Annotated in this window: 24 protein-coding genes and 1 pseudogene; 10 read left to right on the top strand and 15 right to left on the bottom strand. The window is 70.3% G+C overall.

Annotated elements, in window-relative coordinates; genetic code table 11:
- Positions 1–320 precede the first annotated feature (320 nt).
- Positions 321–629, bottom strand: coding sequence for a DUF8827 family protein (locus tag NMK44_RS34720; RefSeq protein ID WP_009716148.1), 309 nt, complete (start codon positions 627–629; stop codon positions 321–323).
- A 338-nt stretch (positions 630–967) separates the two neighbouring features.
- A complete protein-coding gene (locus NMK44_RS34715) occupies positions 968–1,174 on the bottom strand; it encodes a DUF397 domain-containing protein (protein WP_254750677.1) in 207 nt (68 codons plus the stop codon).
- 200 nt (positions 1,175–1,374) lie between these two features.
- Here NMK44_RS34715 and NMK44_RS34710 point away from each other — a divergent pair, with 200 nt between their 5' ends.
- A complete protein-coding gene (locus NMK44_RS34710) occupies positions 1,375–2,400 on the top strand; it encodes a C40 family peptidase (RefSeq protein ID WP_254750675.1) in 1,026 nt (341 codons plus the stop codon).
- Between the two features lie 252 nt (positions 2,401–2,652).
- Entirely contained in the window at positions 2,653–3,375 is a 723-nt protein-coding gene (locus NMK44_RS34705) for a phosphatase PAP2 family protein (RefSeq protein ID WP_254750673.1), read from the top strand.
- Between the two features lie 73 nt (positions 3,376–3,448).
- On the opposite strand, the gene NMK44_RS34700 is transcribed toward NMK44_RS34705, so the two are convergent.
- Together NMK44_RS34700 and NMK44_RS34695 are read right to left on the bottom strand one after the other, a co-directional pair.
- On the bottom strand, positions 3,449–5,047 hold the full coding sequence (locus NMK44_RS34700; RefSeq protein WP_254750671.1) for an FAD-binding oxidoreductase: 1,599 nt from the start codon (positions 5,045–5,047) through the stop codon (positions 3,449–3,451).
- Between the two features lie 281 nt (positions 5,048–5,328).
- On the bottom strand, positions 5,329–5,547 hold the full coding sequence (locus NMK44_RS34695) for a hypothetical protein (RefSeq protein ID WP_254750701.1): 219 nt from the start codon (positions 5,545–5,547) through the stop codon (positions 5,329–5,331).
- Positions 5,548–5,638: 91 nt separating this feature from the next.
- Between NMK44_RS34695 and NMK44_RS34690 the strand changes: the two genes are divergently transcribed.
- Entirely contained in the window at positions 5,639–6,550 is a 912-nt protein-coding gene (locus NMK44_RS34690) for an SCO4651 family lipoprotein (protein WP_254750669.1), read from the top strand.
- Positions 6,551–6,602: 52 nt separating this feature from the next.
- Positions 6,603–6,998, top strand: coding sequence for a hypothetical protein (locus tag NMK44_RS42510; RefSeq protein ID WP_254750699.1), 396 nt, complete (start codon positions 6,603–6,605; stop codon positions 6,996–6,998).
- A 141-nt stretch (positions 6,999–7,139) separates the two neighbouring features.
- On the opposite strand, the gene NMK44_RS34680 is transcribed toward NMK44_RS42510, so the two are convergent.
- Positions 7,140–7,544 (bottom strand): metal-sensitive transcriptional regulator, encoded by a 405-nt coding sequence (locus NMK44_RS34680; RefSeq protein WP_254750667.1) that lies wholly within the window; start codon positions 7,542–7,544, stop codon positions 7,140–7,142.
- Between the two features lie 192 nt (positions 7,545–7,736).
- Here NMK44_RS34680 and NMK44_RS34675 point away from each other — a divergent pair, with 192 nt between their 5' ends.
- Positions 7,737–8,357 (top strand): DUF47 domain-containing protein, encoded by a 621-nt coding sequence (locus NMK44_RS34675; RefSeq protein ID WP_254750665.1) that lies wholly within the window; start codon positions 7,737–7,739, stop codon positions 8,355–8,357.
- A gap of 8 nt (positions 8,358–8,365) precedes the next feature.
- Positions 8,366–9,364, top strand: coding sequence for an inorganic phosphate transporter (locus tag NMK44_RS34670; protein WP_254750663.1), 999 nt, complete (start codon positions 8,366–8,368; stop codon positions 9,362–9,364).
- Between the two features lie 219 nt (positions 9,365–9,583).
- On the opposite strand, the gene pstB is transcribed toward NMK44_RS34670, so the two are convergent.
- The 4 genes from pstB to pstS form a co-directional block, all read right to left on the bottom strand.
- Positions 9,584–10,360 (bottom strand): phosphate ABC transporter ATP-binding protein PstB, encoded by a 777-nt coding sequence (gene pstB, locus NMK44_RS34665; RefSeq protein WP_254750661.1) that lies wholly within the window; start codon positions 10,358–10,360, stop codon positions 9,584–9,586.
- Positions 10,361–10,383: 23 nt separating this feature from the next.
- Complete coding sequence (gene pstA, locus NMK44_RS34660) at positions 10,384–11,463, bottom strand: phosphate ABC transporter permease PstA (protein ID WP_254750659.1); 1,080 nt, start codon at positions 11,461–11,463, stop codon at positions 10,384–10,386.
- Positions 11,460–12,449, bottom strand: a complete 990-nt coding sequence (gene pstC / locus NMK44_RS34655; RefSeq protein ID WP_254750657.1) for a phosphate ABC transporter permease subunit PstC — start codon at positions 12,447–12,449, stop codon at positions 11,460–11,462. The genes pstA and pstC overlap by 4 nt, the downstream gene beginning before the upstream one ends.
- A 112-nt stretch (positions 12,450–12,561) precedes the next feature.
- Entirely contained in the window at positions 12,562–13,680 is a 1,119-nt protein-coding gene (gene pstS, locus NMK44_RS34650) for a phosphate ABC transporter substrate-binding protein PstS (RefSeq protein WP_254750655.1), read from the bottom strand.
- Positions 13,681–14,284: 604 nt separating this feature from the next.
- Between pstS and NMK44_RS34645 the strand changes: the two genes are divergently transcribed.
- Positions 14,285–15,391 carry a C40 family peptidase gene (locus NMK44_RS34645; RefSeq protein WP_254750653.1) on the top strand — a complete coding sequence of 369 codons (1,107 nt, stop codon included), beginning with the start codon at positions 14,285–14,287 and terminating at the stop codon, positions 15,389–15,391.
- A 7-nt stretch (positions 15,392–15,398) separates the two neighbouring features.
- On the opposite strand, the gene NMK44_RS34640 is transcribed toward NMK44_RS34645, so the two are convergent.
- The gene (locus tag NMK44_RS34640) at positions 15,399–15,917 is read right to left on the bottom strand and encodes an O-acetyl-ADP-ribose deacetylase (protein WP_254750651.1); all 519 of its coding nucleotides are present in this window, start codon (positions 15,915–15,917) and stop codon (positions 15,399–15,401) included.
- A 236-nt stretch (positions 15,918–16,153) separates the two neighbouring features.
- On the opposite strand from NMK44_RS34640, the gene NMK44_RS34635 reads away from it, so the two are divergent.
- On the top strand, positions 16,154–17,386 hold the full coding sequence (locus tag NMK44_RS34635) for a PP2C family protein-serine/threonine phosphatase (protein ID WP_254750649.1): 1,233 nt from the start codon (positions 16,154–16,156) through the stop codon (positions 17,384–17,386).
- Between the two features lie 21 nt (positions 17,387–17,407).
- On the opposite strand, the gene NMK44_RS34630 is transcribed toward NMK44_RS34635, so the two are convergent.
- The 3 genes from NMK44_RS34630 to NMK44_RS34620 form a co-directional block, all read right to left on the bottom strand.
- Positions 17,408–17,752, bottom strand: a complete 345-nt coding sequence (locus tag NMK44_RS34630; protein WP_254750647.1) for a DUF2516 family protein — start codon at positions 17,750–17,752, stop codon at positions 17,408–17,410.
- Positions 17,753–17,862: 110 nt separating this feature from the next.
- Entirely contained in the window at positions 17,863–18,486 is a 624-nt protein-coding gene (locus NMK44_RS34625; RefSeq protein WP_254750645.1) for a hypothetical protein, read from the bottom strand.
- Between the two features lie 17 nt (positions 18,487–18,503).
- On the bottom strand, positions 18,504–18,908 hold the full coding sequence (locus tag NMK44_RS34620; protein WP_254750644.1) for a helix-turn-helix domain-containing protein: 405 nt from the start codon (positions 18,906–18,908) through the stop codon (positions 18,504–18,506).
- Positions 18,909–19,047: 139 nt separating this feature from the next.
- On the opposite strand from NMK44_RS34620, the gene NMK44_RS34615 reads away from it, so the two are divergent.
- Both NMK44_RS34615 and NMK44_RS34610 read left to right on the top strand, forming a co-directional pair.
- Positions 19,048–19,935, top strand: a complete 888-nt coding sequence (locus tag NMK44_RS34615; RefSeq protein ID WP_254750642.1) for an oxidoreductase — start codon at positions 19,048–19,050, stop codon at positions 19,933–19,935.
- A 77-nt stretch (positions 19,936–20,012) separates the two neighbouring features.
- Positions 20,013–20,549, top strand: a complete 537-nt coding sequence (locus NMK44_RS34610) for a GNAT family N-acetyltransferase (RefSeq protein WP_254750640.1) — start codon at positions 20,013–20,015, stop codon at positions 20,547–20,549.
- Between the two features lie 36 nt (positions 20,550–20,585).
- Here the strand turns inward: NMK44_RS34610 and NMK44_RS34605 are convergent, their stop codons facing one another.
- Both NMK44_RS34605 and NMK44_RS34600 read right to left on the bottom strand, forming a co-directional pair.
- Positions 20,586–21,461, bottom strand: a complete 876-nt coding sequence (locus NMK44_RS34605; protein WP_254750638.1) for an SCO4651 family lipoprotein — start codon at positions 21,459–21,461, stop codon at positions 20,586–20,588.
- A 92-nt stretch (positions 21,462–21,553) separates the two neighbouring features.
- Positions 21,554–22,325 (bottom strand): annotated as a pseudogene (locus tag NMK44_RS34600) (NAD(P)H-dependent oxidoreductase).
- Positions 22,326–22,332: the final 7 nt, after the last annotated feature.

Raw genomic sequence — 22,332 nt, 5'->3', positions numbered from 1 at the left:
GGCCACGTCGACCATGGTCGCTCTTCCGCCACCCGTATACGACGGTAACGGTGCGGACTGACGCTCGGGCGCGGTGGTGTGAGTGGACATCAAGCTGACACGACCTCAGCGGGAAGGGCGGGCATCAGGGAGCAGCCTCGGGTAGCGGGAGTGGGGCCGGTAGAGGGGATCGGGGGCGGAGGCTCGGAGGTGGGGGCGTACGCCGGGGGCTGGGGGCGGCTCCGGGGCTCGAAGCGCGGAGCGCACTCCGTGCTCCGGCGCGTCCGCCGTGCCACGGGTTCCACGCTCCCCTCCCGGCCCGTCCGCCGCTCCGGGCGGGGCTAGATGGCCATGCCGTACACGATCGTGAAGAGGGTGCCCAGTGAGCCGATGATGAACACGCCGGTCAGACCGGCGACGATCAGCCCCTTGCCCTGTTCCGCGCTGAAGGTGTCGCGCAGTGCCGTGGCGCCGATCCGCTGCTTGGCCGCGCCCCAGATGGCGATGCCGAAGCAGAGCAGCAGCGCGACGGCCATCACGACCTCGATCATCACGCGGGCCTCGCTGCCCAGGCTCCCGAAGGGACCCCAGTCTGGGGCGATTCCGCCGATGATGGTGTTGATGTCGCCCTTTTCGGCCGCTAGGAACATTTTGAACTCACCGCCCCTTATGGGTAGTTGTATCTGGCTCGCCGTCACGGCGTGGGCCGGTCTCTATCTTCGCTGACGATTCCGCTTCCGCATGTCGACTTGGCGGCATTTCTTGGCGGATCTCGCACAAGTTGTGGACGGCGGCGGCCCGGCCGGTGGGCGGAACCCGCCGCAACCGGGCCCTTTGGTTACTCTGTGTATCACGCACCCTGGGGTCGGGCAACGATCAGTGACCGCCATCAGGCCCAGTGCCATGTCACCCGACACGCCGACCGGGCACGCCGTTCGGCGCGCCGGGTCCACCCGTCCGGAGTCGGTCCGACGGCCCGTCACCTCCCTCACCCCTCGGTGAAGTCGTCGAACTCGCCCGCCTTGACCCCCCTGACGAACGCCTCCCATTTGGCCGGGGTGGTGATCACGACCGTCCGCGGGGCGTCGCTCTCCCGCAGGTGGATCCGTCCGTCCGGGGCCACGGCCACCTCCAGGCGGGCGGCGTCCGACCCTCCGTCACCGGCCGGGCCGCGCTGCCAGTCGAGCTCCGTCATCTCCGCCTCCCCGCCTCCCCCGGACGTGGGCCGGGCGCTCGGCTGCGCCGGACTCTACGCGGTGTGCGGCCCGCCGGGAGGCGGCCCGGGCGGAGCGGCGAGGCACGGGGGGCGCGTGGCGCGGCCCCCACCGTATGGTTTCGGCTGGGAAGCGGCTGGATTTCGCCGTGGGTACGCAAACGCGTTCGTGCCGCGGGCGGATGGGGGAGGATGGCCGGGTGCGGAAGGTCTGGCTGGGCGTCAGTGTCGGTCTCGGGGTCTCGGCCTCGTTCGTCAGTCTGCTGGTCGTCGGTACCTATATGGTCGCCGCTGATCTGACCGGCGGCGGTGGCGGCAGGACCGTCGGGCTGGCCAGAGGTGCCGTCCCGGCCGCGTATGAGTCGCTCGTGCAGAAGTGGGGCAATTCCTGCCCCGCCATCAACCCCGCGCTGCTGGCCGCACAGCTCTACCAGGAAAGCGGCTGGAACGCGAAGGCGCAGAGCCCGGCCGACGCCAGGGGGATAGCGCAGTTCATCCCCTCCACCTGGGCCGCGCACGGCGTGGACGGCGACAAGGACGGCGACCGGGACATCTGGGATCCGAAGGATGCCATCGCGTCGGCGGCCGCCTATGACTGCTCGCTCGCCAAGTACGTGAAGGACGTGCCGGGCAACGCCACGCACAACATGCTGGCCTCGTACAACGCGGGCGCCTATGCCGTGATCAAGCACGGTGGAGTGCCGCCGTACCGCGAGACGCAGAACTACGTGAAGACGATCACCACCCTCGCCAAGAGCTTCGAGGCGCCCGTCCAGCGGGTGCGTCCCTCGCAGCAGTCGGCCGGGGCGATCTACTTCGCGCAGAAGCAGCTCGGCAAGCCGTATCTGTGGGGCGGTAACGGTACGCCCGAGCAGGACGGCAGGTTCGACTGCTCGGGGCTCACCAAGGCGGCGTACAAGTCGGTCGGGATCGAGCTCCCGCGCGTGGCCAACGACCAGTGGAACGCCGGGCCCCACCCGAAGCGGAACGAGCTGATCCCCGGGGACCTCGTCTTCTTCGCCTACGATCTCGACGATCCGAGGTCGATCCACCACGTGGGGATGTATGTGGGCGGCGGGTACATGATCAACGCTCCCTACACCGGAGCGGTGATCAGGTTCGACAAGATCGACACCCCCGACTACATCGGTGCGACGCGGGTGACGCAAGATGGCGCAAAAGCATTGCCACGGGCGAACTCCGCGTAAAGATTCCCCCTGAGCTGCGACGATGGGTCACCCTTCGATAACGTCCCGGTGATCGTTGGGTTGAGAACGGAACGCCAGGCCGAAAGAGGGCGTTCCCTTGAGAGTGGATCGATTCCATCGACGGGATCAGCGTGGTCCGGCGCGGACGGCTGGCGGTTTCTCCGGCACCGGTCGCGGCGGCCACCGGTCGTCACCACCACGGGGGCCGTCAGCGGCATGTAGCGACAGGCAAGAGATAAGGGGCCACGGCACATGGCTGGACTCGCACTGGACGGGTCGAACCCCGATGTCAGCCTGCTCTACGACATCAACGGACTCGCCAAGGACGCCCCCCACTGGTTCGACCGCGTCATGGAGTTCGTCGGCGAGTTCGGGATCGTCATCGGGCTCGTCCTGGTGGCGTTCGGCGCCTGGTGGAGCGTGCGCAAGCGGCCGCAGGAGGCGCCGTCCGCCGTCGCGGGGCTGATATGGGCGCCGCTGGCGGCCGGGCTCGCGCTGATGGCCAACATCCCCATCCGCGGCATCGTGCAACGGCCACGCCCCTTCAAGGACCACCAGGGGCTCGACGTCCTGGTCGCGGGCAAGACCGACTACTCCTTCGTCAGCGATCACGCGACGCTGACCATGGCCATCGCGGTCGGCGTCTTCATGGCCCACCGCGCCTTCGGGGTCGGCGCCATAGCGCTGGCGCTGTTCGAGGGCTTCTGCCGGGTCTACATGGGTGTGCACTACCCCACGGACGTGATCGGCGGGTTCGCGCTGGGCACGGCGGTCACCCTGCTGCTGGCGCCGCTGGCGATGATGCTGCTCACCCCGCTGACGACCGCCATCGCGGGCTCCCGCGCGGGCTGGCTGGTACGGGACGGCCGCGCCGCCCGCGCCGTCGGGGCCGCGGGCGGGGAGGGGCGCCCGGAAGAGATGCCCGAGCGCCGGGCGCCGGGCGGTCAGCGCGGCAGCAAGGACCTCGCCGCCTAACGCGGCACCGGTACACGGACGAAGGCCCGGCGGAGAACCGCCGGGCCTTCGTGTGTACGCGGGTGCGCGGGCGCTACAGGGCCTGCGGGAAGTCGAAGAGCCGGTCCGGGTCGTAACGCTTCTTCACCTTGGTCAGCCGGTCCGCGGCGGATCCGTAGTACGCCTTGCGCCAGTCGCGCAGGGTCGCGTCGGTGTAGTTCTGGTACGCCGCGCCCGAGGCGTACCGGCGCATGGCCGTATGGGCACCGGCCAGCCAGGAGTTCTGCGCGTCGCCCGAGCCGCCCGCCCCCCAGGAGCCGGTGTACTGCGCGAGGAACCGTGAGCGGCGGTGGACGAACGCGCTGCTCCCGGCCGGCACCCGGTTCACCGCGCCGCCCAGCGCGGTGAGCGCGATGCTGACCGCGCCGCCGCCGCTGGTGCGCCGTCCGAACCGTTCGACCTGGTCGAGCATTGCGCGGACGCCCGCCGCGCTCAGCGAGCGGTCGTAGAAGTCCGAGCGCGCCGCGTAGGTCTCGCGCTGGAGCACTCCGGAACTGCTCTGGCCGGGCTGCCGGCCGGGCAGGTGGCATTTGGTGGTCGAGGTGTCGCCGCAGCCCGCGTACATCCGCATCGCGTCGACGTAGCCGCGGCGGCGCAGGGTCACCCGGGTGGCCGGGCCGGGGCCGCCCGGACCGTCGGCCAGCCGGTCCACGGCGTTCTGGAGGTCGCCGTAGCTGCCCAGCGAGAAGCAGCTCACGGAGACGGTGGGGGTGCGGCCGGGGACGGCCGACAGGTGCAGCGAGGACCAGATCTCGTCCGGCTGGTCCGGACCCCACTTCTGCCAGGCGCTCAGCACCTTCGCCGCCTTGGACCAGGGCCATGACATATAGGCGGTGACACCGTCAGGGGTCTTGTGGGTGCGGAAGCGGAGTTCGGTGACCACGCCGAAGTTGCCGTTCCCCGCGCCGCGCAGGGCCCAGAACAGATCGGCCTCGCGGTCCTTGGACACGTCCAGCGTCTTGCCGTCCGCGGTGACGATCTTCGCGCCGATGAGGCTGTCCGAGGTCAGTCCGTACGCCCGGGAGACCACGCCGTGGCCGCCGCCCAGCGTCAGACCGGAGATGCCGACCGTGGGGCAGGAGCCGCCGGGGACGGTGGCCCCGCGCGCGCCGAGCGTGGTGTAGACGTCGATGAGCTTGGCCCCGCCGCCGATCCGGGCCTCGCCGGTGGTGCTGCGGATCGAGCGCAGCGCGGAGACGTCGATGATGAGGCGGCCGTTGCCGCTGGACCACCCGGCGTAGCTGTGGCCGCCGTTGCGGATGGCCACCGGGGTGTCGTGCCGCCGGGCGAAGGCCAGACAGGCGGCGATGTCCGCGGTGTTCTCTATATAGGCGACACCGGCCGGGCGCAGATGGTCGAAGCGGGTGTTGTAGAGGCGCCGTGCCGAGGTGAAGTCCGAGTCGCCGGGCCGCAGCAGATCGCCCTGGAGATCACGGCTCAGCGCGGTCCAGTCCGCGGCCCGTGCCGATCCGGCCAGTGCACCGGGGCGGCCGGAGGCGGCGGCCGAGCGGGCGTCCGACCCGAGGGCGGAGCGGGAGGGCGCGGCCCGGCCCGCATCGTCGCTGCACGCGGTGGCCAAGCCGGCCGTGGCCGTCAGCCCGGTACCCGCTGCCAGCAGTGTCCGCCGGTTCATGGCGGTGTCCCCTCCCTGTCGACCTGTGTTCCAACGGTCGACCGGGCCGCCGCTCGGCGGGCCCGGTCTCTTGGTCAGAGGGTTGGCCGGGCGCGGTGGTTCCGCTTGTTCGGGGAGGAGTTCGGCGTTTCGGCCATCAAGCGGCCATCAACCGGCCACCAGGGGGCGGTCGGTGAGGACGGCCGCGGGAGAGGGCGGCCAGGGGTGCCCCGAAGCGGGGGAGGGCGGAAAGAGGGGAGGGCGGCGCCGCCGGCATCGGCGCGCGCCGGGGAGCTCCGCCGTCAGGGTGAGCCGGGCACGGCGTGACGGGCCGTCGCATGCGCCGTCGCGTCCTCGCGGGCCAGCCCGCGGGCGCGCCGCGCCGGTCCGGACCAGCCGCAGCTACAGCGGGCCAGACAGAAGGAACCCCGCTCCACGGTGGACGTGAGGGGGCGGTCGGCGGCCGTGTCGCGCAGGCCGCCGTCGTCCGCGCCGGGGCCCGTGTCACCTGAGTCGAGCACATGACCACGCTACCGGGCCGTGACGGGCTGCCCGACCGGATCGTTAAACGAACAAGTACCAAGACGAGCGTGGCCAGGGGGTCGACGGTCGATGGAGTTCCAGCGGCGCGGACTCGGCGTACGGAGACGGGTGAGAGCGGTCGCCGGGGTCATGGCGGGCGGTCTGCTGGCTGCGCTCCTGGCGACGATCAGCGGCTGTTCCTCCGAGACGGTGGCCGATGAGCGGCCCGGCGGGGTCGCCCCGGACGAGACCGCGGTCGCGGTGCTGCACCGGGCGGCGGATGTCCTGGTCCGCGAGGGCAGTTCACGGGTGCGTACGACGATGGAGACGGCCACCGGCGGCACCCGCGTGGCCATCCGCGGCACCGGGGCGTACGACTTCGAGAAGCGGCTGGGGCGGCTGCGGCTGTTGCTGCCGCGGGATGCGATGGGGGCCGCCGAGCATGAGCCGATCACCGAACTCCTCGCCTCCGGGGCGCTCTTCATGCGCAATCGCGGTGCGGGGATCCCGCCCGACAAATGGGTCCGGGTGGACACCACCGACATTCCGGACGGCAATCTGGTCACCGGAGGCGCGACGGACCCGCTGGCCGCCGCCGAACTGCTGCGCGGGGTCCGGGAGGCGAGCCTGGTGGGGGAGGAGGGGATCGACGGTTCCCTGGTGCGCCACTACCGCGGCACCACCGACATCGGCCGCGCCGCGCGGGCGGCATCCCCGGCGGCGCGCGGGGCGCTGACCGCCGCGGCCGACGGCTTCGACGACGGCACGGTCCCCTTCGACGCGTATCTCGACGGCCTCGGGCGGCTGCGTGAGGTGCGTCACCGCTTCACCGTGGGTACCCAGGCCAGCGGGCGGGAAGCAACCCGGGCGCGGGGCACCGCCGGCCATGCGGTGGGAGTGTCGTCCACCACCGAGCTGTACGACTTCGGGGTCCCGGCCCGGGTCGAGCTGCCCAAGCCCGCGGATATCTACACAGGGAAGGTCGGATCACCTCAGAAGTAGTCGGAGGGGCCCGCTCTGCCCTTCGAAATGGCCCATCCGTGCCATGCGCGGAGTGTGTACCGATCCCTACGCTGGGAAGCCGCTGCTCGAAAGTGCTCGCAGGTGCTCGCAGGAGGAGGTGAAACACGTGGTTGCGCGTCGCGGCTCGCCAGGCCCGGACCCCGTGGCCCTCGTCGAGATCGATCTCTACGGTGATTTGATGATCGCTGCGTCGAGCGCGGACGAGGACAGGCTCAGTACGGACCGCATCGACGAGGTTCTCCGGGTGGAGGCCGACCGATCACATTCGGCCGACCGCGCGAAGGCCGACCGATCACATTCGGCCGACCGCCGTAGGACCGACCGCCCCGTGGCCGACCGTCCCGCCGCCGGCCGTCCCACGGCCGACCGGGATCCGGCTCCGGCCGCGAACCGGGATCCGGACGCCGACGATCCGGACGCCGGGTGAGACACCCCGGACATCAGGTGGAGTGACCTGGACACCAGGTGAAAGACGCCGGGTGAGGGATGTCACCGCCTCGCCGGCGGGCGCGGAGCGCTCCGCCCGGTGGGGTCCGGCGCGGCCCGCGCCGGACCGGAAAGGGCGCGGTCAGGTCCGCAGCAGCCGGGCGATGGCCGCTGTGGCCTCCGCCACCTTGGCGTCCACCTCGCTGCCGCCCTCGGGCTCGCCCTGGGCCGCGCTCTCCACGGCCGCGCTGGCGACACAGTGGCGCAGATGCTCCTCCAGCAGCTGGAGGGCGAAGGACTGGAGCGCCTTGGTGCCGGCCGAGACCTGGGTGAGTATGTCGATGCAGTAGACGTCTTCCTCGACCATCCGCTGCAACCCCCTGACCTGGCCCTCGATCCGGCGGAGCCGCTTGAGGTGCTGGTCCTTCTGTTTGGCGTACCCATGGCCGCCTTGGCCCTCGGGGGCCGGTCCCGACGCCTGGCCGGACGCCTCGCCCCCGGTGCCGCCCTCAAGGGGTGCGCCGGTGTCGGCTGCCGTGGTCGTCATGGCGTCCTCCCGTTGATCACTCTTTGTCCCCATATACCCCCACTGGGTATATGGTACCGGGTTTTTCGGCCGAACCAGGCCCCTGTGAAGAGCACTCTCCCTGATGGGCGACACTGGGAGCGCCGGTTACCGTGGCCGGAAGATGCGCCTAGCATCGTCGAGTCCCCATCCGCCGCATCCCGAGGATCCCCAGTGCGCTTTCGTCTGACCCCCAGGGAGACGAGCTTCTACGACATGTTCGCCGCTTCCGCGGACAACATCGTCACCGGCTCCAAGCTCCTGATGGAACTGCTCGGGGCGGACTCCTCCGCTCGTGCCGAGATCGCCGAGCGGATGAGGGCCGCGGAGCACGCGGGAGACGACGCCACCCACGCGATCTTCCACCAGCTGAACTCCTCCTTCATCACGCCGTTCGACCGCGAGGACATCTACGCCCTCGCGTCGTCCCTCGACGACATCATGGACTTCATGGAGGAGGCCGTCGACCTGGTCGTCCTCTACCAGGTCGATGAGCTGCCCAAGGGTGTCGAGCAGCAGATCGAGGTGCTGGCGCGCGCGGCCGAGCTGACCGCCGAGGCGATGCCGAACCTGCGCACCATGACGAACCTGACCGAGTACTGGATCGAGGTCAACCGGCTGGAGAACCAGGCGGACCAGATCCACCGCAAGCTGCTGGCCCACCTCTTCAACGGCAAGTACGACGCCATGGAGGTGCTCAAGCTCAAGCAGATCGTGGATGTGCTGGAAGAGGCGGCGGACGCCTTCGAGCACGTGGCCAATACGGTCGAGACCATCGCCGTCAAGGAGTCCTGAGCCCCGGCATGGACACCTTCGCGCTTGTCGTGACCATCGCGGTCGCGCTCTTCTTCACCTATACCAACGGCTTCCACGACTCCGCGAACGCCATCGCGACCTCGGTCTCCACGCGGGCGCTGACCCCGCGGGCGGCGCTGGCGATGGCCGCGGTGATGAACCTCGCCGGTGCCTTCCTGGGCAGCGGGGTCGCCAAGACCGTCAGTGAGGGGCTGATCGCCACCCCGACGGGCAAACAGGGCATGATGATCTTGTTCGCCGGTCTGGTGGGTGCGATCACCTGGAACATGGTGACCTGGTACTTCGGACTGCCGTCATCGTCCTCGCACGCCCTGTTCGGCGGTCTGGTGGGCGCGGCGCTCGCCGGTGCCAGCACGGTCCACTGGGACGGTGTGCTCGAGAAGATCGTCATCCCGATGGTGATCTCGCCGATCGTCGGCCTGGTGCTGGGCTACTTCGTGATGGTGATCATCCTCTGGATGTTCCGCAACTCCAACCCGCACAAGGCCAAGCGCGGCTTCCGGATAGCGCAGACCGTCTCGGCGGCGGGTATGGCGCTGGGTCACGGTCTCCAGGACGCCCAGAAGACCATGGGTGTGGTGGTGATGGCCCTGGTCATCGCCGGTGTCGAGGACCAGGGTGACCCGATTCCGGTGTGGGTGAAGATCGCCTGTGCCGCGATGCTCTCGCTGGGCACCTACGCGGGCGGCTGGCGCATCATGCGCACCCTGGGCCGCCGGATCATCGAGCTGGACCCGCCGCAGGGGTTCGCGGCCGAGACCACGGCCGCCTCCGTCATGTACTCCGCGTCGTTCATGTTCCACGCGCCGATCTCCACCACCCATGTGATCACCTCGGCGATCATGGGTGTGGGCGCCACCAAGCGGGTCAGCGCGGTGCGCTGGGGCGTCGCGAAGAACATCATCATGGGTTGGTTCATCACCATGCCCGCGGCCGCCGGTGTGGCGGCGGGCAGCTACTGGATCGTGAACCTGGCCTTCGGCTGATGGTCTGACGGCCACCCCCTTCGCGGCCCGCGGCGGCGTCTCCACGCCCCGCGGGCTTCGCCATGTACAGGCCCGCGCCATGTACAGGCCCGTACGCAGCAGGCCCGTAGACAGGAGGCCCGCCCCCGGGAGCCAGGGGCGGGCCTTTCGTCGTGCGGTGGCACCGCCATGCAGCACCGCAGGACGCCTCCTCCTCGCCGGATCGCGAGGGGCCGTGGGTCAGCCGAAGCGGCCCGAGATGTAGTCCTCGGTCGCCTGTACCGACGGGTTGGAGAAGATCCGCTCGGTCTCGTCGATCTCGATCAGCTTGCCGGGCTGGCCGACGCCCGCCAGGTTGAAGAAGGCCGTGCGGTCCGAGACACGCGCCGCCTGCTGCATGTTGTGCGTCACGATGACGATCGTGAAGCGCTCCTTGAGCTCACCGATCAGGTCCTCGATGGCGAGGGTGGAGATCGGGTCCAGCGCCGAGCAGGGCTCGTCCATCAGCAGCACATCGGGCTCGACCGCGATGGCGCGCGCGATGCACAGCCGCTGCTGCTGACCGCCGGAGAGTCCGGCGCCCGGCTTGTTCAGCCGGTCCTTGACCTCGTTCCAGAGGTTGGCGCCCTTCAGGGACCGCTCGACGACACTCTCCAGCTCGCTCTTCTTGTACGAGCCGTTGAGCTTCAGCCCGGCCGCGACGTTCTCGAAGATGGACATCGTCGGGAACGGGTTGGGGCGCTGGAAGACCATGCCGACGGTGCGCCGCACGGAGACCGGGTCGACACCGGAGCCGTAGAGGTTCTCGTCGTCGAGCATCACCTTGCCCTCGACCCGGCCGCCGGGGGTCACCTCGTGCATCCGGTTCAGGGTGCGCAGGAAGGTGGACTTGCCGCAGCCGGAGGGACCGATGAAGGCGGTCACCGAGCGGGGCTCGACGGTCATCGAGATGTCCTCGATGGCCTTGTGGTTTCCGTAGTAGGCGGTCAGGCCGCTGACGTCGATGCGCTTGGCCATGTGAATCACTTCTCTTCTTGGCCTCAGCGGCCGGTCTTCGGGGCCTTCCAGCGGGCGATGCCGCGGGCGACCAGGTTCAGGATCATGACGAAGGCGATGAGGACGAGCGCCGCGGCCCAGGCCCGGTCGAAGGAGGCCTCGTTGCCCAGCTGCCACTGTTCGTAGATGTAGTAGGGCAGCGAGGACTGGGCACCGTCGAACGGGTTGTTGTTGATCCCGGCGGCGCCGAAGACCAGCAGCACGATGGGCGCGGACTCTCCCGCGACACGGGCGACGGCGAGCATCACACCCGTGGTGATCCCGCCGACGGCGGTGGGCAGCACCACCTTGAGGATGGTGCGCCACTTGGGCACGCCGAGCGCGAGCGAAGCCTCACGCAGCTCGTTCGGGACCAGCTTGAGCATCTCCTCGGTCGAGCGCACGACCACCGGCATCATCAGGATGGCCAGCGCCATCGCACCGGCGAACCCGGAGTAGCTGAAGCCCAGGATGATGATCCAGAAGCTGAGGATGAACAGACCGGCGACGATCGAGGGGATGCCGGTCATGACATCGACGAAGAACGTCACGGCCTTGGCCAGCCGCCCGCGGCCGTACTCCACCAGGTAGATGGCGGTCAGCAGACCGATCGGGGCGGCGATGAGGGTGGCGATGCCGACCTGCTCCAGGGTGCCGATGATCGCGTGGTACGCGCCACCGCCGGGCAGGATCGTCTGCACGCCCTCCATGGAGTGGCCCAGGAAGTAGCCGTCGAGCACGGTGCGGCCGCGGTCCACGGTCTCCCAGATCAGGGAGACCAGCGGGACGACGGCGAGCACGAAGCAGACCCACACCAGACTGGTGGCCAGCCGGTCCTTGGCCTGGCGGCCGCCTTCGACGGCGGCGGCGAGGCCGTAGGTGCCCAGGATGAACAGCGCGGCCGCGATCAGGCCCCACTGGAGGGTGTTGCCGAGACCGGCGGCGGTGCCGATGCCCGCGCCCGCCGCGGCCGAGACCACGACCAGGACCGGCGGCACCCAGCGGGGCAGCCGGGCCTGACGGAGGGACGAGGTGCCCGCGGGGGCGCCGCCCGTCTCGTTCTTGGTGATCGTCGCGTTGCTCATGCCGCGGCCCCCGAGTACTCCTTGCGCCGGGCGATGATCATCCGCGCGGCACCGTTCACCAGCAGGGTGATGACGAACAGCACCAGACCGGAGGCGATCAGCGCGTCACGGCCGTTGTCGTTCGCCTCCTTGAAGTGGCTGGCGATGTTCTGGGCGAAGGTGCCGCCGCCCGGGTCCAGCAGGCTGGCGTCGATCAGATAGCTGGGGGACAGCACGGTGGCGACCGCCATGGTCTCGCCCAGCGCACGGCCCAGGCCCAGCATGGAGGCGCTGATGATGCCGGAGCGGCCGAAGGGGAGGACCGACATCCGGATGACTTCCCAGCGGGTGGCGCCGAGCGCCAGCGCCGCTTCCTCGTGCATCTTCGGAACCTGCCGGAACACCTCGCGGCTCACGCTGGTGACGATCGGCAGGATCATGATCGCCAGCAGGATGCCGACGGTGAACAGGGAGCGCGCGGCGCCGCCCTGGTAGCTGAAGATCCCGGTCCAGCCCAGGTACTCGTCGAGCCAGGTGTACAGCCCGGTCAGATGCGGGACCAGGAAGAGCGCGCCCCACAGGCCGTAGACGATGCTGGGGACGGCGGCGAGCAGGTCGATGACGTACGCCACCGGGGTGGCCAGCCGGCGCGGGGCGTAGTGCGAGATGAACAGCGCGATGCCGACCGCGACCGGGACCGCGATGACCATCGCGATGACCGAGCTGATGACCGTGCCGTAGGCGAGGACGGCGATACCGAACCGCATCGGCTCGGTGCCGGTGTTCCACTCGAAGGCGGTGAGGAAGTTGGCCTCGTCCTTGGAGATCGCGATGACGGCGCGGTAGGTGAGGAAGGCCGCGATGGCGGCCATGATCACCAGCAGGATGATTCCGGAGCCCCGGGAGAGGCCGAGGAAGATCTTGTCACCGGCGCGGCCCGTGGAGCGGGTCCGGAGCCGGGGTGGTGACCCGGCGGGCGTGTGTGTGGGTTCTATGTCCGTTTTCATGGGTTCTCCGGTCTGCGGAGCCGATCGGGACCGGCTCCTGCGTGCGGCGGTGCACCGGACGATGCGGCCGGCCCCGCCGCGCGTTCACGCGGTGGAGCCGGCCGCTTTCGGGTCAGGAGAGGCTCTTGACGGTCTCGCGGACCTTCGTGGCGATCTCGGTCGGGAGCGGGGCGTAGCCGAGCTCCTTGAGGGAGGTCTGGCCGTCCTCGCTGGCGACGTAGTTCAGGAAGGACTTGGTCGCGGCGAGGGTGCCGGGCTTGTTGCCCTTGTCGCAGGCGATCTCGTAGGTGACCAGGGTGATCGGGTAGGCGCCGTCGGCCTTGGTGTCGTACGCCAGGTCCAGGGCCAGGTCCTTGCCGGTGCCCTTGACCTTGGCCTCGGAGATGGCCTTGGAGGCGTTGTCGACGGTGGCCTGGACCGGGGCGGAGGCGCCGGTGTCCAGGTCGACGGTCTTGATGCTGTTGGCGGTCGCGTAGGACAGCTCGAAGTAGCTGATCGCGCCGGAGACCTGCTTCACCTGGGAGGAGACACCGGAGGAGCCGTCGGCCGACTGGCCGCCCTTGCCCTCCCACGCCTTGCCCGGCTCGTGCGGCCACGCCTTGGGGGCGGCGGCCTTGAGGTACTTGGTGAAGTTGTCGGTGGTGCCCGACTCGTCGGAGCGGTGGAACGCCTGGATCTTCAGGCTCGGCAGCTTGGCGTCCTTGTTGAGCGCCTTGATCGCCGGGTCGTCCCACTTGGTGATCTTCGAGTCGAAGATCTCGGCGAGGGTCTTGGCGTCCAGGACCAGCTTGTCCACGCCCGGGACGTTGAAGCCGACCGCGATCGGGCCGCCGACCATCGGCAGGTCGATGCCCTGGCCGCCGTCGCAGACCTTCTTGGAGTTTGCGATCTCATCGGGCTTCAGGGCCGAGTCGGAACCGGCGAACGCGGTCTTGCCCTGGAGGAACTCCTGGATGCCCGCACCGGAGCCGGTGGCCTTGTAGTTGATCTTGGTGTCCTCGCAGGCGGCACCGTAGTTCTTGATCCACAGGTCCATGGCGTTCTTCTGCGCCGAGGAGCCGGAGGCCAGGAGCTGGCCCTTGCCATCGCACTTGATGTTGCTGGCCTTGGTGTCGCTGCCACCGCCGTTGTTGTCGTCCGAACCGCAGGCGGTGAGGACGAGGGCGCTGGAGACGGCGAGGGCACCGGCGGCGACGGCGCGAAGCCGGTTCTTGCGCTGAAGCTGCTTCACTTTCGGGAGTTCCTTCCAGTTGCCGCCGGTGGGGACGGCGCGCGAGACGGATGAGGCGCACTGTTGAGCGGCGCTTGTCGGGGTCGAGCCGGATTTCAGCCCCGGCTCTCTCCCAGTAGGGCCGAAATTAGGCAGAACAGGTGAAGCGACCTCAGGGGGTGAGTTAACGCATGGTGAACCTCGGCCGTCAGGGTGGTGGCCAGGTCACGGCCAGGTCACGGCGCGATCGCGGGCCGGACCGCCGCCCTCCCTGGTGCTCCGTCCCCCACCCGCGGACCGTGCGCACCGCCCCGGGCCTGGGCACATCGCTTCCGCACGGTCGCCGGACGGGGGAGCCGGGGCCGCCGCGGCATCCTGGCGCACCCGCCCTGCCACCGCCCGGCGCCCGTGCGGCGTCCGGGTGACAGCCGTATGACTTCCCGAATGAACGCCCGCGGTGTCCCGGATCCGGGGATGGCGAGGACAACTCCCGCGTGTCTCTGTCGGATTGCGGTACGGCATGCCACTATCCGTCCCTACGTGCCGGTACGTCAGGTCCGGTACGCGATACCCACGGCTGCGCGTACGGCCTCGGCGGGCGACAGCGGATGAGAGGAGACGGCGCGTGAGGCGGGACGGGAGAGGGCGGGGTGCGAGCGCTGCCGCGGCCACCGCGCTCGTATGCGCGCTGGGGGTGACGGCGGTCCCCGAAGCGGCGTACGCGGTACCGGACGATCCGGCGCCACGGCCGGACGCGGGTGGCTCGGGCGGCTCAGGCGGTTCGGAGGGTTCCGGCACCACGAGCCTGGAGGGCGTCCGCTCGGAGATCGACGCCCTGTACCGCAAGGCCGAGAAGGCCACCGACGCCTACAACCTCGCGCGGGAGCGCCAGACCCGCCAGGAGAAGGCGATCGTGAAGATCGCGCGGGCCGTGGTGAAGGCGCAGAAGGAGATGTCCGGGCTGCGCAAACGGGCCGGGGCGATGGCCCGCGCCCAGTACCGCGGCGGCGGGATGCCCGCCGAGGCGCGGCTGCTCCTCAACGACGACCCCAGCGACTTCCTCAACGGGGTCACCCTCGCCCGCAAGGGCCAGCAGGCCACCCACGGGCTGATGAGCAGGCTGGAGCGCACCCAGGCCGCGCTCGACCGCTACGCCGCGTCCGCCTCCCGGGAGTGGGAGCGGCTGGACGGGAGCCGGAAGAAGAAGGCGGCGGCGAAGCGGCAGATCACGGCGAAGCTGGCGAAGGCGCAGCGGCTGGAGTCCCGGCTGGAGAAGAAGGAGCGGGAGCGGCTGCGGCGGCTGGAGGAGGACAAGGCCCGCGCCTCCCAGGCGAAGTGGCTGGACACCGGGATACTGCGGGAGCTCGGTGCGGGCGCGACCGCGACGGGCAAGCGTGCGGTGTCCTTCGCCTCGGCCCAGATCGGCAAGAACTACGTCTGGGGCGCGGTGGGTCCCGACGCCTACGACTGCTCGGGGCTGACGCAGCGGGCCTGGGCGGTGGCCGGGCGGTCGATCCCGCGGACCTCACAGGAGCAGTGGCGGCTGCTGCCGAAGGTGGGCATCGGGAACATGCGCCCGGGTGACCTGATCATCTACTACCCGGACGCCAGTCACGTCGGGATGTACGTGGGGAACGGCGCGATGGTGCACGCCCCGCGCCCCGGCCGCCAGGTGACCGTGGCGGGGGCGGGTTCCATGCCGATCCTGGGCGTCGTCCGTCCGGGGGCGTAGCCGGTGCTCAGTCGTGCTGCCGCAGGGCCGCCTGGAAGGCGTCGTAGGCGGGCTGGTCGAACAGGACGAAACGGACCTCGCTGACCGAGGTGTCCGCCGCGCGGACCGTCTCCACCGCGATCCGCGCCGCGTCGTCCAGCGGCCAGCGGTAGACGCCGGTGGAGACGGCCGGGAAGGCGACCGTTCCGGCGCCGAGCTCGTCCGCGACGCGCAGCGACTCCCGGAAGCAGGAGGCGAGGATCCCGGAGCGGTCCTCGCTCGCGGAGTGCACCGGGCCGACGGTGTGGATCACCCAGCGGGCGGGCAGCCGTCCGGCCGTGGTGGCGACCGCCTGGCCCGCCGGGAGCCCCTTGCCGTAGTGGGAGGCGCGTAGTTTGCGGCATTCATCCAAGATGTCTGATCCGCCCCGGCGGTGGATGGCGCCGTCCACCCCGCCCCCGCCCAACAGGGATGAATTGGCCGCGTTCACCACGGCATCGGTGTCCTGTTGAGTGATATCACCCAGAACCAGCGTGATGTTCGTCATTCCGCGATTCTCCCGTTGTCTGCCAAGTGCCGCAGCACGTGGGGCATATGACAAAAGTCGATGCCTGAAGGTCATTCCGTAGAGCCGCGCCCTAGCGCTAAGGTCGCCTGGCAGTATCCGGCACCCACGCCTGTGAAACCTCTGAAACCGACTAGTCGGTGTGCGTGCCGGGGAATGTGCGGACCGCCGGTCGGTGGCGGGTGCCGCGCCCTCGGGGGGAGGGAAGGAATCGAGCGATGTCCGTACCCGTGCCGAGGCAACGGGAGGCGCTGGCCACTGAGGCCCGCCCTGCCCCGCTGCCCGACAGCGGGCTCACCCTGCTGGTGATCGAGGACGATCCGTCCGGTGCCTTCACCGTCCCCGAGATGCTGGACACCGAGGGCAATCGGGTCCGTATCCGCACGGCCCGCAACCTCACCGAGGCCACCCGGCTGCTGACCGACGGTGTGCAGTGCATCCTCCTCGACCTGGCCCTGCCCGGTCCGGAGCGCGAGGCGGCGGACGCGCTGGACACCCTGCGCGCGGTGCTCAAGCTGGCGCCCTCGCACGCGGTCCTCGTACTGACCGCCGAGGACGACGCCGAACGCGCCGCCGAGGCGGTGCGGGTGGGCGCCCAGGACTTCCTCTTCCGCGATGAGCTGGACGGCCGTGTCCTCAGCCGCGCCATCCGCTACGCCGTGGAGCGAAAACGCTCCGACCTCGCCCAGCGCCAGCTCACCGAGTCCCGGCTGCGCGCCCAGGAGAACGCCCGGCTGGAGCGTGGACTGCTCCCCACCCCGCTGCTGCAGGACTCGGGGCTGCGGTTCGCCGCCCGCTACCGGCCCGGCCGCAGCCGTGCCCTGCTCGGCGGCGACTTCTACGACACCGTGCGCACCCCGGACGGCACGGTCCACGCGATGATCGGCGACGTCTGCGGCCACGGCCCGGACGAGGCCGCCCTCGGGGTGGAGCTGCGGATCGCCTGGCGCGCGCTGACCTTCGCCGGACTCTGCGGTGACCAGTTGCTGGGCACCCTCCAGCAGGTCCTGGAGAACGAGCGGCCGGACGACGAGATCTTCGCGACCCTGTGCACCGTGGACATCGCCCCGGACGGGCGGCGGGCCGGGGTCTGTCTGGCCGGGCACCCCTCACCGCTGGTGATCCGGCCCGGAATGGCGCCCCGGCTGCTGCCGACCGATGAGAACGGCCCGGCGCTGGGGCTGCTGCCGAACGCCCGCTGGCCGCGCCGGGAGATTCAGCTCGGCGGCTCCTGGAGCCTGATGATGTACACCGACGGGCTGATCGAGGGCCGGGTCGGGCCGGGCGTGCAGCGGCTCGGGCAGGAGGGGATGGTCGAGATCGTCGCCCGCCAGCTCGGGGAGGGGCGGCGCGGTGAGGAGCTGCTCGACGCGACCGTCACCGAGGTGCGGACGCTCAACGGCGGGGAGCTGACCGACGACCTCGCGGTGCTGCTGCTCGACCGCGGCTGACGGCCGCCGCCCCGGTCGTTCCTAGTGCCCGTTGAACGGGCCGTACGGGCCGTCGGAGCTGGAGCCGCGGCCCCGGTTCCAGCGGCCGCCGCCCCCGGAGACCTGACGCAGCGCGGGCCGGACGTCCACGATGTACACGATCGTCGCGATCAGCCCGATGATCGGCAGGAAGCTCAGGATGCCCATGAAGAAGTTCACCGCGGCCGCGAGGCCGAGGATGATCAGCCAGAAGGGCTTGGTCTGCTTGTCCGCGGCTCGGTAGGCGTCCTCCCGGCGGAACGCGGAGTCGACGAAGGCGAACAGGCTGAAGACGAGCAGGCCCAGGGAGACCCAGTCCAGCACCTCGCCGAAACCTTGCACCAGCACGCTGTCCACCGCCTAGAAGTCATGAAATGGGGAGCGTTCTCGGGCCACCGTACCCGGTGAGAGGGCCGGGCACGCAGGGCGAGCCCGGCCCTCTCACGGACGCCCGTGGGTCAGCCGGCCGACTTCGGGTCGGTCTTCTTGCCGGTGGCGGGCTTGCGCGCCGGGGCCTTCTTGGCCGGGGCGCTCTGCCCGGCGGGCTTGGCCGCGGGCTTCGGGGCCTCCTTGGAGGAGTCCACCGTGACCGACCGCGACGGGGTCGTGGACTGGGCCGCGGCCGTGGTGGGCCTGCCGTCCTTGGGCTCGATCGCGCTGGCGATGTCCACGACCTCGTCGGCCGCCTCACCGCGCCAGGTCTTCACGACCTCCTGGCCGTGCTCGGCCACCTCGTCGTAGCGCTCCCGCGCCTTGACGGCGAACTCGGCGGCCCGGCCGACGCCCTGGAGGGCGAGGTCCTGGGCGGTGTCCCGCAGCCGCTTGAGGTCGGTGTCCAGCGAACCGAGCATCTCGGTCAGCTTGTCCTGCGCCTCTTTCGCCTGCTGGCTGACCCGGTCCTGGACGGACTTCGGGTCGGTGTTGCGCACCGCGTTGAAACGCTCGGGGGCCTCGGCGACGATCTTCTCGACCAGCGACGGCACCTCCTTGAGCTTCTGCGCTGCGAGGTCCGCCGTGCCCGCCACGAAGTACAGCGGGGTCGGGTCGGTGAGGGTCTTGCGTACGTCGTCGGTGATGGCCATCTGCTGGTCCTCCCGGATCAGGTCGAGGGTGGGGTGACGTCGGCGTCCGCGGCGGGGGTGCCGGCCGAGGCGGTCGGGTGTCCGTTCTCCTTGCGGAAGGACTCGTAGATCTGGAGCAGCACCGCCTTCTGCCGCTCGTTGATCGAGGGGTCGGCGAGTATCACGCTGCGCACCTCCGCCTCCTCCCGATCGCGCTCGTCGAGGATCCCCGCCTGTACGTACAGGGTCTCGGCGGATATCCGCAGCGCCTTCGCCAGCTGCTGGAGGATCTCGGCGCTCGGCTTGCGCAGCCCGCGCTCGATCTGGCTCAGGTACGGATTGGACACCCCGGCGGCGTCGGCGAGCTGCCGCAGTGAGAGCTGCGCAGTGCGGCGCTGCTCCCGCAGGAACTCGCCGAGATTGCCGACGTTCAGTGATGCCATGCCTCGATGCTGCCCCATGAGTGCTAACTATTGCAAGCAAGTGCTTGCAATAGTGGTGTGTGCCACGCGGCGACCGGGTGACGGGCCGGACCGTAGACCTGATCTTGTGATGTGCCCGGAAACCTGCGCATGCTGCCCCATGACCTCACCTTCTTCTGCTCTTACATCGACTTCGGCATCGGCATCGGGCACCTTCGCGCTGGGCGGGGAGATCGCCGTGCCCCGGCTGGGCTTCGGGGCGATGCAGCTGCCCGGCCGGTGGACGCGCGTGGTCGAGCGGGACACGGCGGTCGCGGTGGCGCGGGGGGCCGTGGACCTGGGCGTGCGTTTCATCGACACCGCGGCGTTCTACTTCTCGCCCCGCGCACGGGCCAACGACATCCTGCGCGAGGCGCTGCACCCCTATCCGGCGGACCTCACCATCGCCACCAAGATCGGCCCGTTGCGGGACGCCGACGGGGAGATGTACGCGGAGGCGACCGCCGGGCAGATCCGGGAGCTGGTGGAGGAGAACCTCGCCCAACTCGGAGTGGACCGCCTGGACCTGGTGTCCCTGCGGGTGGGCAGGCTCGGCGCGGTGGGCGGGGTGTCCATCGGTGAGCGGTTCGAGGCGCTGGCCGCGCTGTGGGAGGAGGGTCTGGTCCGGCACCTCGGACTGAGCAATGTGAGTGCGGAGCAGCTGGCCGAGGCACGTGCCATCGCGCCGGTCGCGGCGGTGCAGAACCGGTTCGGGGTGCTCGGCCAGGAGGACGCCGCGCTGGTCGACCGGTGCGCGGCCGACGGGATCGCCTATATGCCGTTCTTCGCGCTCGGCGGGGGACACTCCGCGCTGGAGGGGGCGGGGCTGCGGACGGTCGCGGAGCGGTACGGCGCCACCGAGCACCAGATCGCGCTGGCGTGGGGGCTGGCCCGGTCGCCCTCGGTGGTGCAGATCCCCGGTACCGCCTCGCCGGCCCATCTGGAGCAGAACGTGGCGGCGGCGCGGCTGGTCCTCGACGAGGAGGACATGGCGCTCCTCACCGTGTGAGGGGGCGTTGTCGTACCCCCGTGGTCGAATGTGAGCCGGGGGACGGCGGCCGGACGAAGTGTGCGGGAGGCGGACGGATGGCGGATACGACGGACGGGGACCGGCCGGTGGTGCGGCTCGAGCCGTGGGAGGACGATCCGTCCTTCCTGGAGCTGCTGCGCCGCGCCAACACCCCGGAGATGACGCGTCACCTGGGCGGGCCGGAGAGCGAGGAGAAGGTGCTCGACCGGCACCGCCGCTACGCGGGGATGCGTGACGGAAGCCGGGGGCGGATGTACCGGGTGGTGCTGCCGGACGGGGCGGCGGCCGGGGCCATCGGCTTCTGGGAGAAGGAGTGGCGGGACGACACGGTGTACGAGACCGGCTGGTCCGTACTCCCCGAGTGCCAGGGCCGGGGCGTCGCGGCCGCGGCGGCCCGGCTGGTGGCCGCGGCCGCCGCGGCGGAGAAGACCCACCGCTGGCTGCACGCCTTTCCCTCACTGGGGCATCCGGCGTCCAACGCGGTATGCCGCAAGGCGGGGTTCACCCTGCTCGGAGTCTGTGACTTCGAGTATCCGGCGGGCAATCCGATCCAGTGCAACGACTGGCGGCTGGAGCTCCTCGACCGGATGTGAGGGGCGGGAGGCCCCGGCCGGGCCGGGGCCACCTCGTCAGCCCTGGGCTCCCTCGGAGAGATCGGCCAGGTCGCGGGTCTCGCTCGCGGGCGGCGCCTTCACCGTGACCGGCTTGTTGATGCTCAGGAAGGTGACCGTGTTGTCCAGCGGACCCTTGTCGCCCTTGCCACGCATCCGGAACCGCTTGGTGTGGTGCTCCCCGTCGATCCACATGTCCATGGAGACCCGTTCGATGCCCATCTCGTCGAGCTGCTCGAAGTTCTTCTCCCGGCGCTCGCGGGTTTCGGCGTCCTCGCCCTTCAGGCTCGCGCGCATCTGGTCGACGGTGACCGTGCCCCGGTAGTGGGTGGTGCTGACGCCGTCGATGGTCTCCTTGCCGACGCGCTTCACGTTGTCGGAGCTGGAGAGGAAGGTGGACTCGTCGGCCGGGTTCTTGTCCGCCTGGCCGGAGAGCGAGGAGGCGGACCGGTCACCGGAGCCGCCCTTGCCCAGGGTGGAGACGTCGAGCTTGATCCAGCGCTTGCCCTCCATCTCGGGCGCGAACTCGTCCGAGCCCATGTACATCGTCTTGCCGATGAACCGCATCTCCAGCGAGACGTCGTCTCCCTGGTCCAGGGTACGCATCGTCATCCGCATCGCCTTGGGCTTGAACGAGATGGCGCCCTCGCCCGAGAACCGGCCTTCCTCCGGGGTGCGGCCGGACATCCGGTAGCTGAGCGAGGTCAGCTTCTCGGTGTTCTTGGCCGCCGCCTTCACGGCCGCCACCGGTGACATCGCCGGTGTGTCCGCCGACTTGTCACCGGCCTTCTCGCTGCCGCAGCCCACCGCGCCCGCGCACAGCAGCGCGGCGGTGAGCAGCGCCCCCGCCGCCTTGGTGCGTCTGGCGGTTCCGGTGTGTACGACGGTGCCCAACTACCCCACCCCTTGTCATGACCATCTGATCATTTCCGATCGATGTCGGGACATTAGCCTATGGAAGAAGTCAGGAGCGATCGGATTGATGCTCAACTCCGTGCGTAGTGCACGGCGAGTCCGGAGCGGCCCGGCAGCAGATCCGGCCGCAGCACCAGCCGCTCGTCGTAGTCCCCGCCGTTCTGGCGGCGGAACGGCAGCGGTTCGGCGGTGGGCAGCGTGCGCAGCCGCTCCCGCAGGTCTCGTGCGTTCTCCCGGTACGCCTCCGGGGCCAACCGGTCAGCGCCGTAGACGACATGGGGCGGCAGAACGGACATCCCGCTGTACCAGAGGGTGCCGTGCTGGAGCGGGAAGAGCAGTTGGTCGACATCGCCGTTGATACCGCGCGGGCCCATGGACTCCTCGGGTGCCCCGGCGGTCAGCACCACCATGGCCCGCTTCCCGGACAGCGCGCCGTCGCCGTAGCGCAGGGTGCGGCCGTCGGGCCCGGTCACCCCCGTAGGCGAACCCCTTGACGAAGACGCGGTCGAACCAGCCTTTGAGGATCGCGGGCATGCCGTACCACCACAGCGGAAACTGGATCACCAGCGCGTCGGCCCAGGCCAGCTTCTCCTGCTCGGCGCGGATGTCGTCGCTCAGCGTGCCCTCGGCGTAGGCGCGCCGGGAGGTGGCTCCGACGATGAGCCGCCGCTCGCCGTCATGGCGGAAGTCGCCGCCGTCGACGACGGGGTTCCAGTGCATCGCGTAGAGGTCGGACTGCCGGGTGTCATGGCCGAGTTCCCGCAGGGTGCGCAGTCCCTCGTCACGCAGGGCGCCGCTGAGTGAGCGCGGTTCGGGATGGGCGAATATCCACAGCACGTTCATGCCGTCC

Source organism: Streptomyces cucumeris (assembly GCF_024295805.1).
GTDB classification, from domain to species: Bacteria; Actinomycetota; Actinomycetes; order Streptomycetales; family Streptomycetaceae; genus Streptomyces; species Streptomyces cucumeris.
This window is presented reverse-complemented; position numbering and strand designations above follow the sequence as displayed.

Excerpts from the sequence above, each read along its gene's own strand:
- NMK44_RS34690 (WP_254750669.1), top strand. The coding sequence starts at position 5,639 with ATGGAGTTCCAGCGGCGCGGACTCGGCGTACGGAGACGGGTGAGAGCG.
- NMK44_RS34625 (WP_254750645.1), bottom strand. The coding sequence starts at position 18,486 with ATGGCCATCACCGACGACGTACGCAAGACCCTCACCGACCCGACCCCG.
- NMK44_RS34710 (WP_254750675.1), top strand. The coding sequence starts at position 1,375 with ATGGGGGAGGATGGCCGGGTGCGGAAGGTCTGGCTGGGCGTCAGTGTC.
- pstA (WP_254750659.1), bottom strand. The coding sequence starts at position 11,463 with ATGAGCAACGCGACGATCACCAAGAACGAGACGGGCGGCGCCCCCGCG.
- NMK44_RS34715 (WP_254750677.1), bottom strand. The coding sequence starts at position 1,174 with ATGACGGAGCTCGACTGGCAGCGCGGCCCGGCCGGTGACGGAGGGTCG.
- NMK44_RS34720 (WP_009716148.1), bottom strand. The coding sequence starts at position 629 with ATGTTCCTAGCGGCCGAAAAGGGCGACATCAACACCATCATCGGCGGA.
- NMK44_RS34610 (WP_254750640.1), top strand. The coding sequence starts at position 20,013 with ATGGCGGATACGACGGACGGGGACCGGCCGGTGGTGCGGCTCGAGCCG.
- NMK44_RS34680 (WP_254750667.1), bottom strand. The coding sequence starts at position 7,544 with ATGACGACCACGGCAGCCGACACCGGCGCACCCCTTGAGGGCGGCACC.
- NMK44_RS34705 (WP_254750673.1), top strand. The coding sequence starts at position 2,653 with ATGGCTGGACTCGCACTGGACGGGTCGAACCCCGATGTCAGCCTGCTC.
- pstB (WP_254750661.1), bottom strand. The coding sequence starts at position 10,360 with ATGGCCAAGCGCATCGACGTCAGCGGCCTGACCGCCTACTACGGAAAC.
- NMK44_RS34620 (WP_254750644.1), bottom strand. The coding sequence starts at position 18,908 with ATGGCATCACTGAACGTCGGCAATCTCGGCGAGTTCCTGCGGGAGCAG.
- NMK44_RS34700 (WP_254750671.1), bottom strand. The coding sequence starts at position 5,047 with ATGAACCGGCGGACACTGCTGGCAGCGGGTACCGGGCTGACGGCCACG.
- NMK44_RS34635 (WP_254750649.1), top strand. The coding sequence starts at position 16,154 with ATGTCCGTACCCGTGCCGAGGCAACGGGAGGCGCTGGCCACTGAGGCC.
- NMK44_RS34670 (WP_254750663.1), top strand. The coding sequence starts at position 8,366 with ATGGACACCTTCGCGCTTGTCGTGACCATCGCGGTCGCGCTCTTCTTC.
- pstC (WP_254750657.1), bottom strand. The coding sequence starts at position 12,449 with ATGAAAACGGACATAGAACCCACACACACGCCCGCCGGGTCACCACCC.
- NMK44_RS34640 (WP_254750651.1), bottom strand. The coding sequence starts at position 15,917 with ATGACGAACATCACGCTGGTTCTGGGTGATATCACTCAACAGGACACC.
- NMK44_RS34615 (WP_254750642.1), top strand. The coding sequence starts at position 19,048 with ATGACCTCACCTTCTTCTGCTCTTACATCGACTTCGGCATCGGCATCG.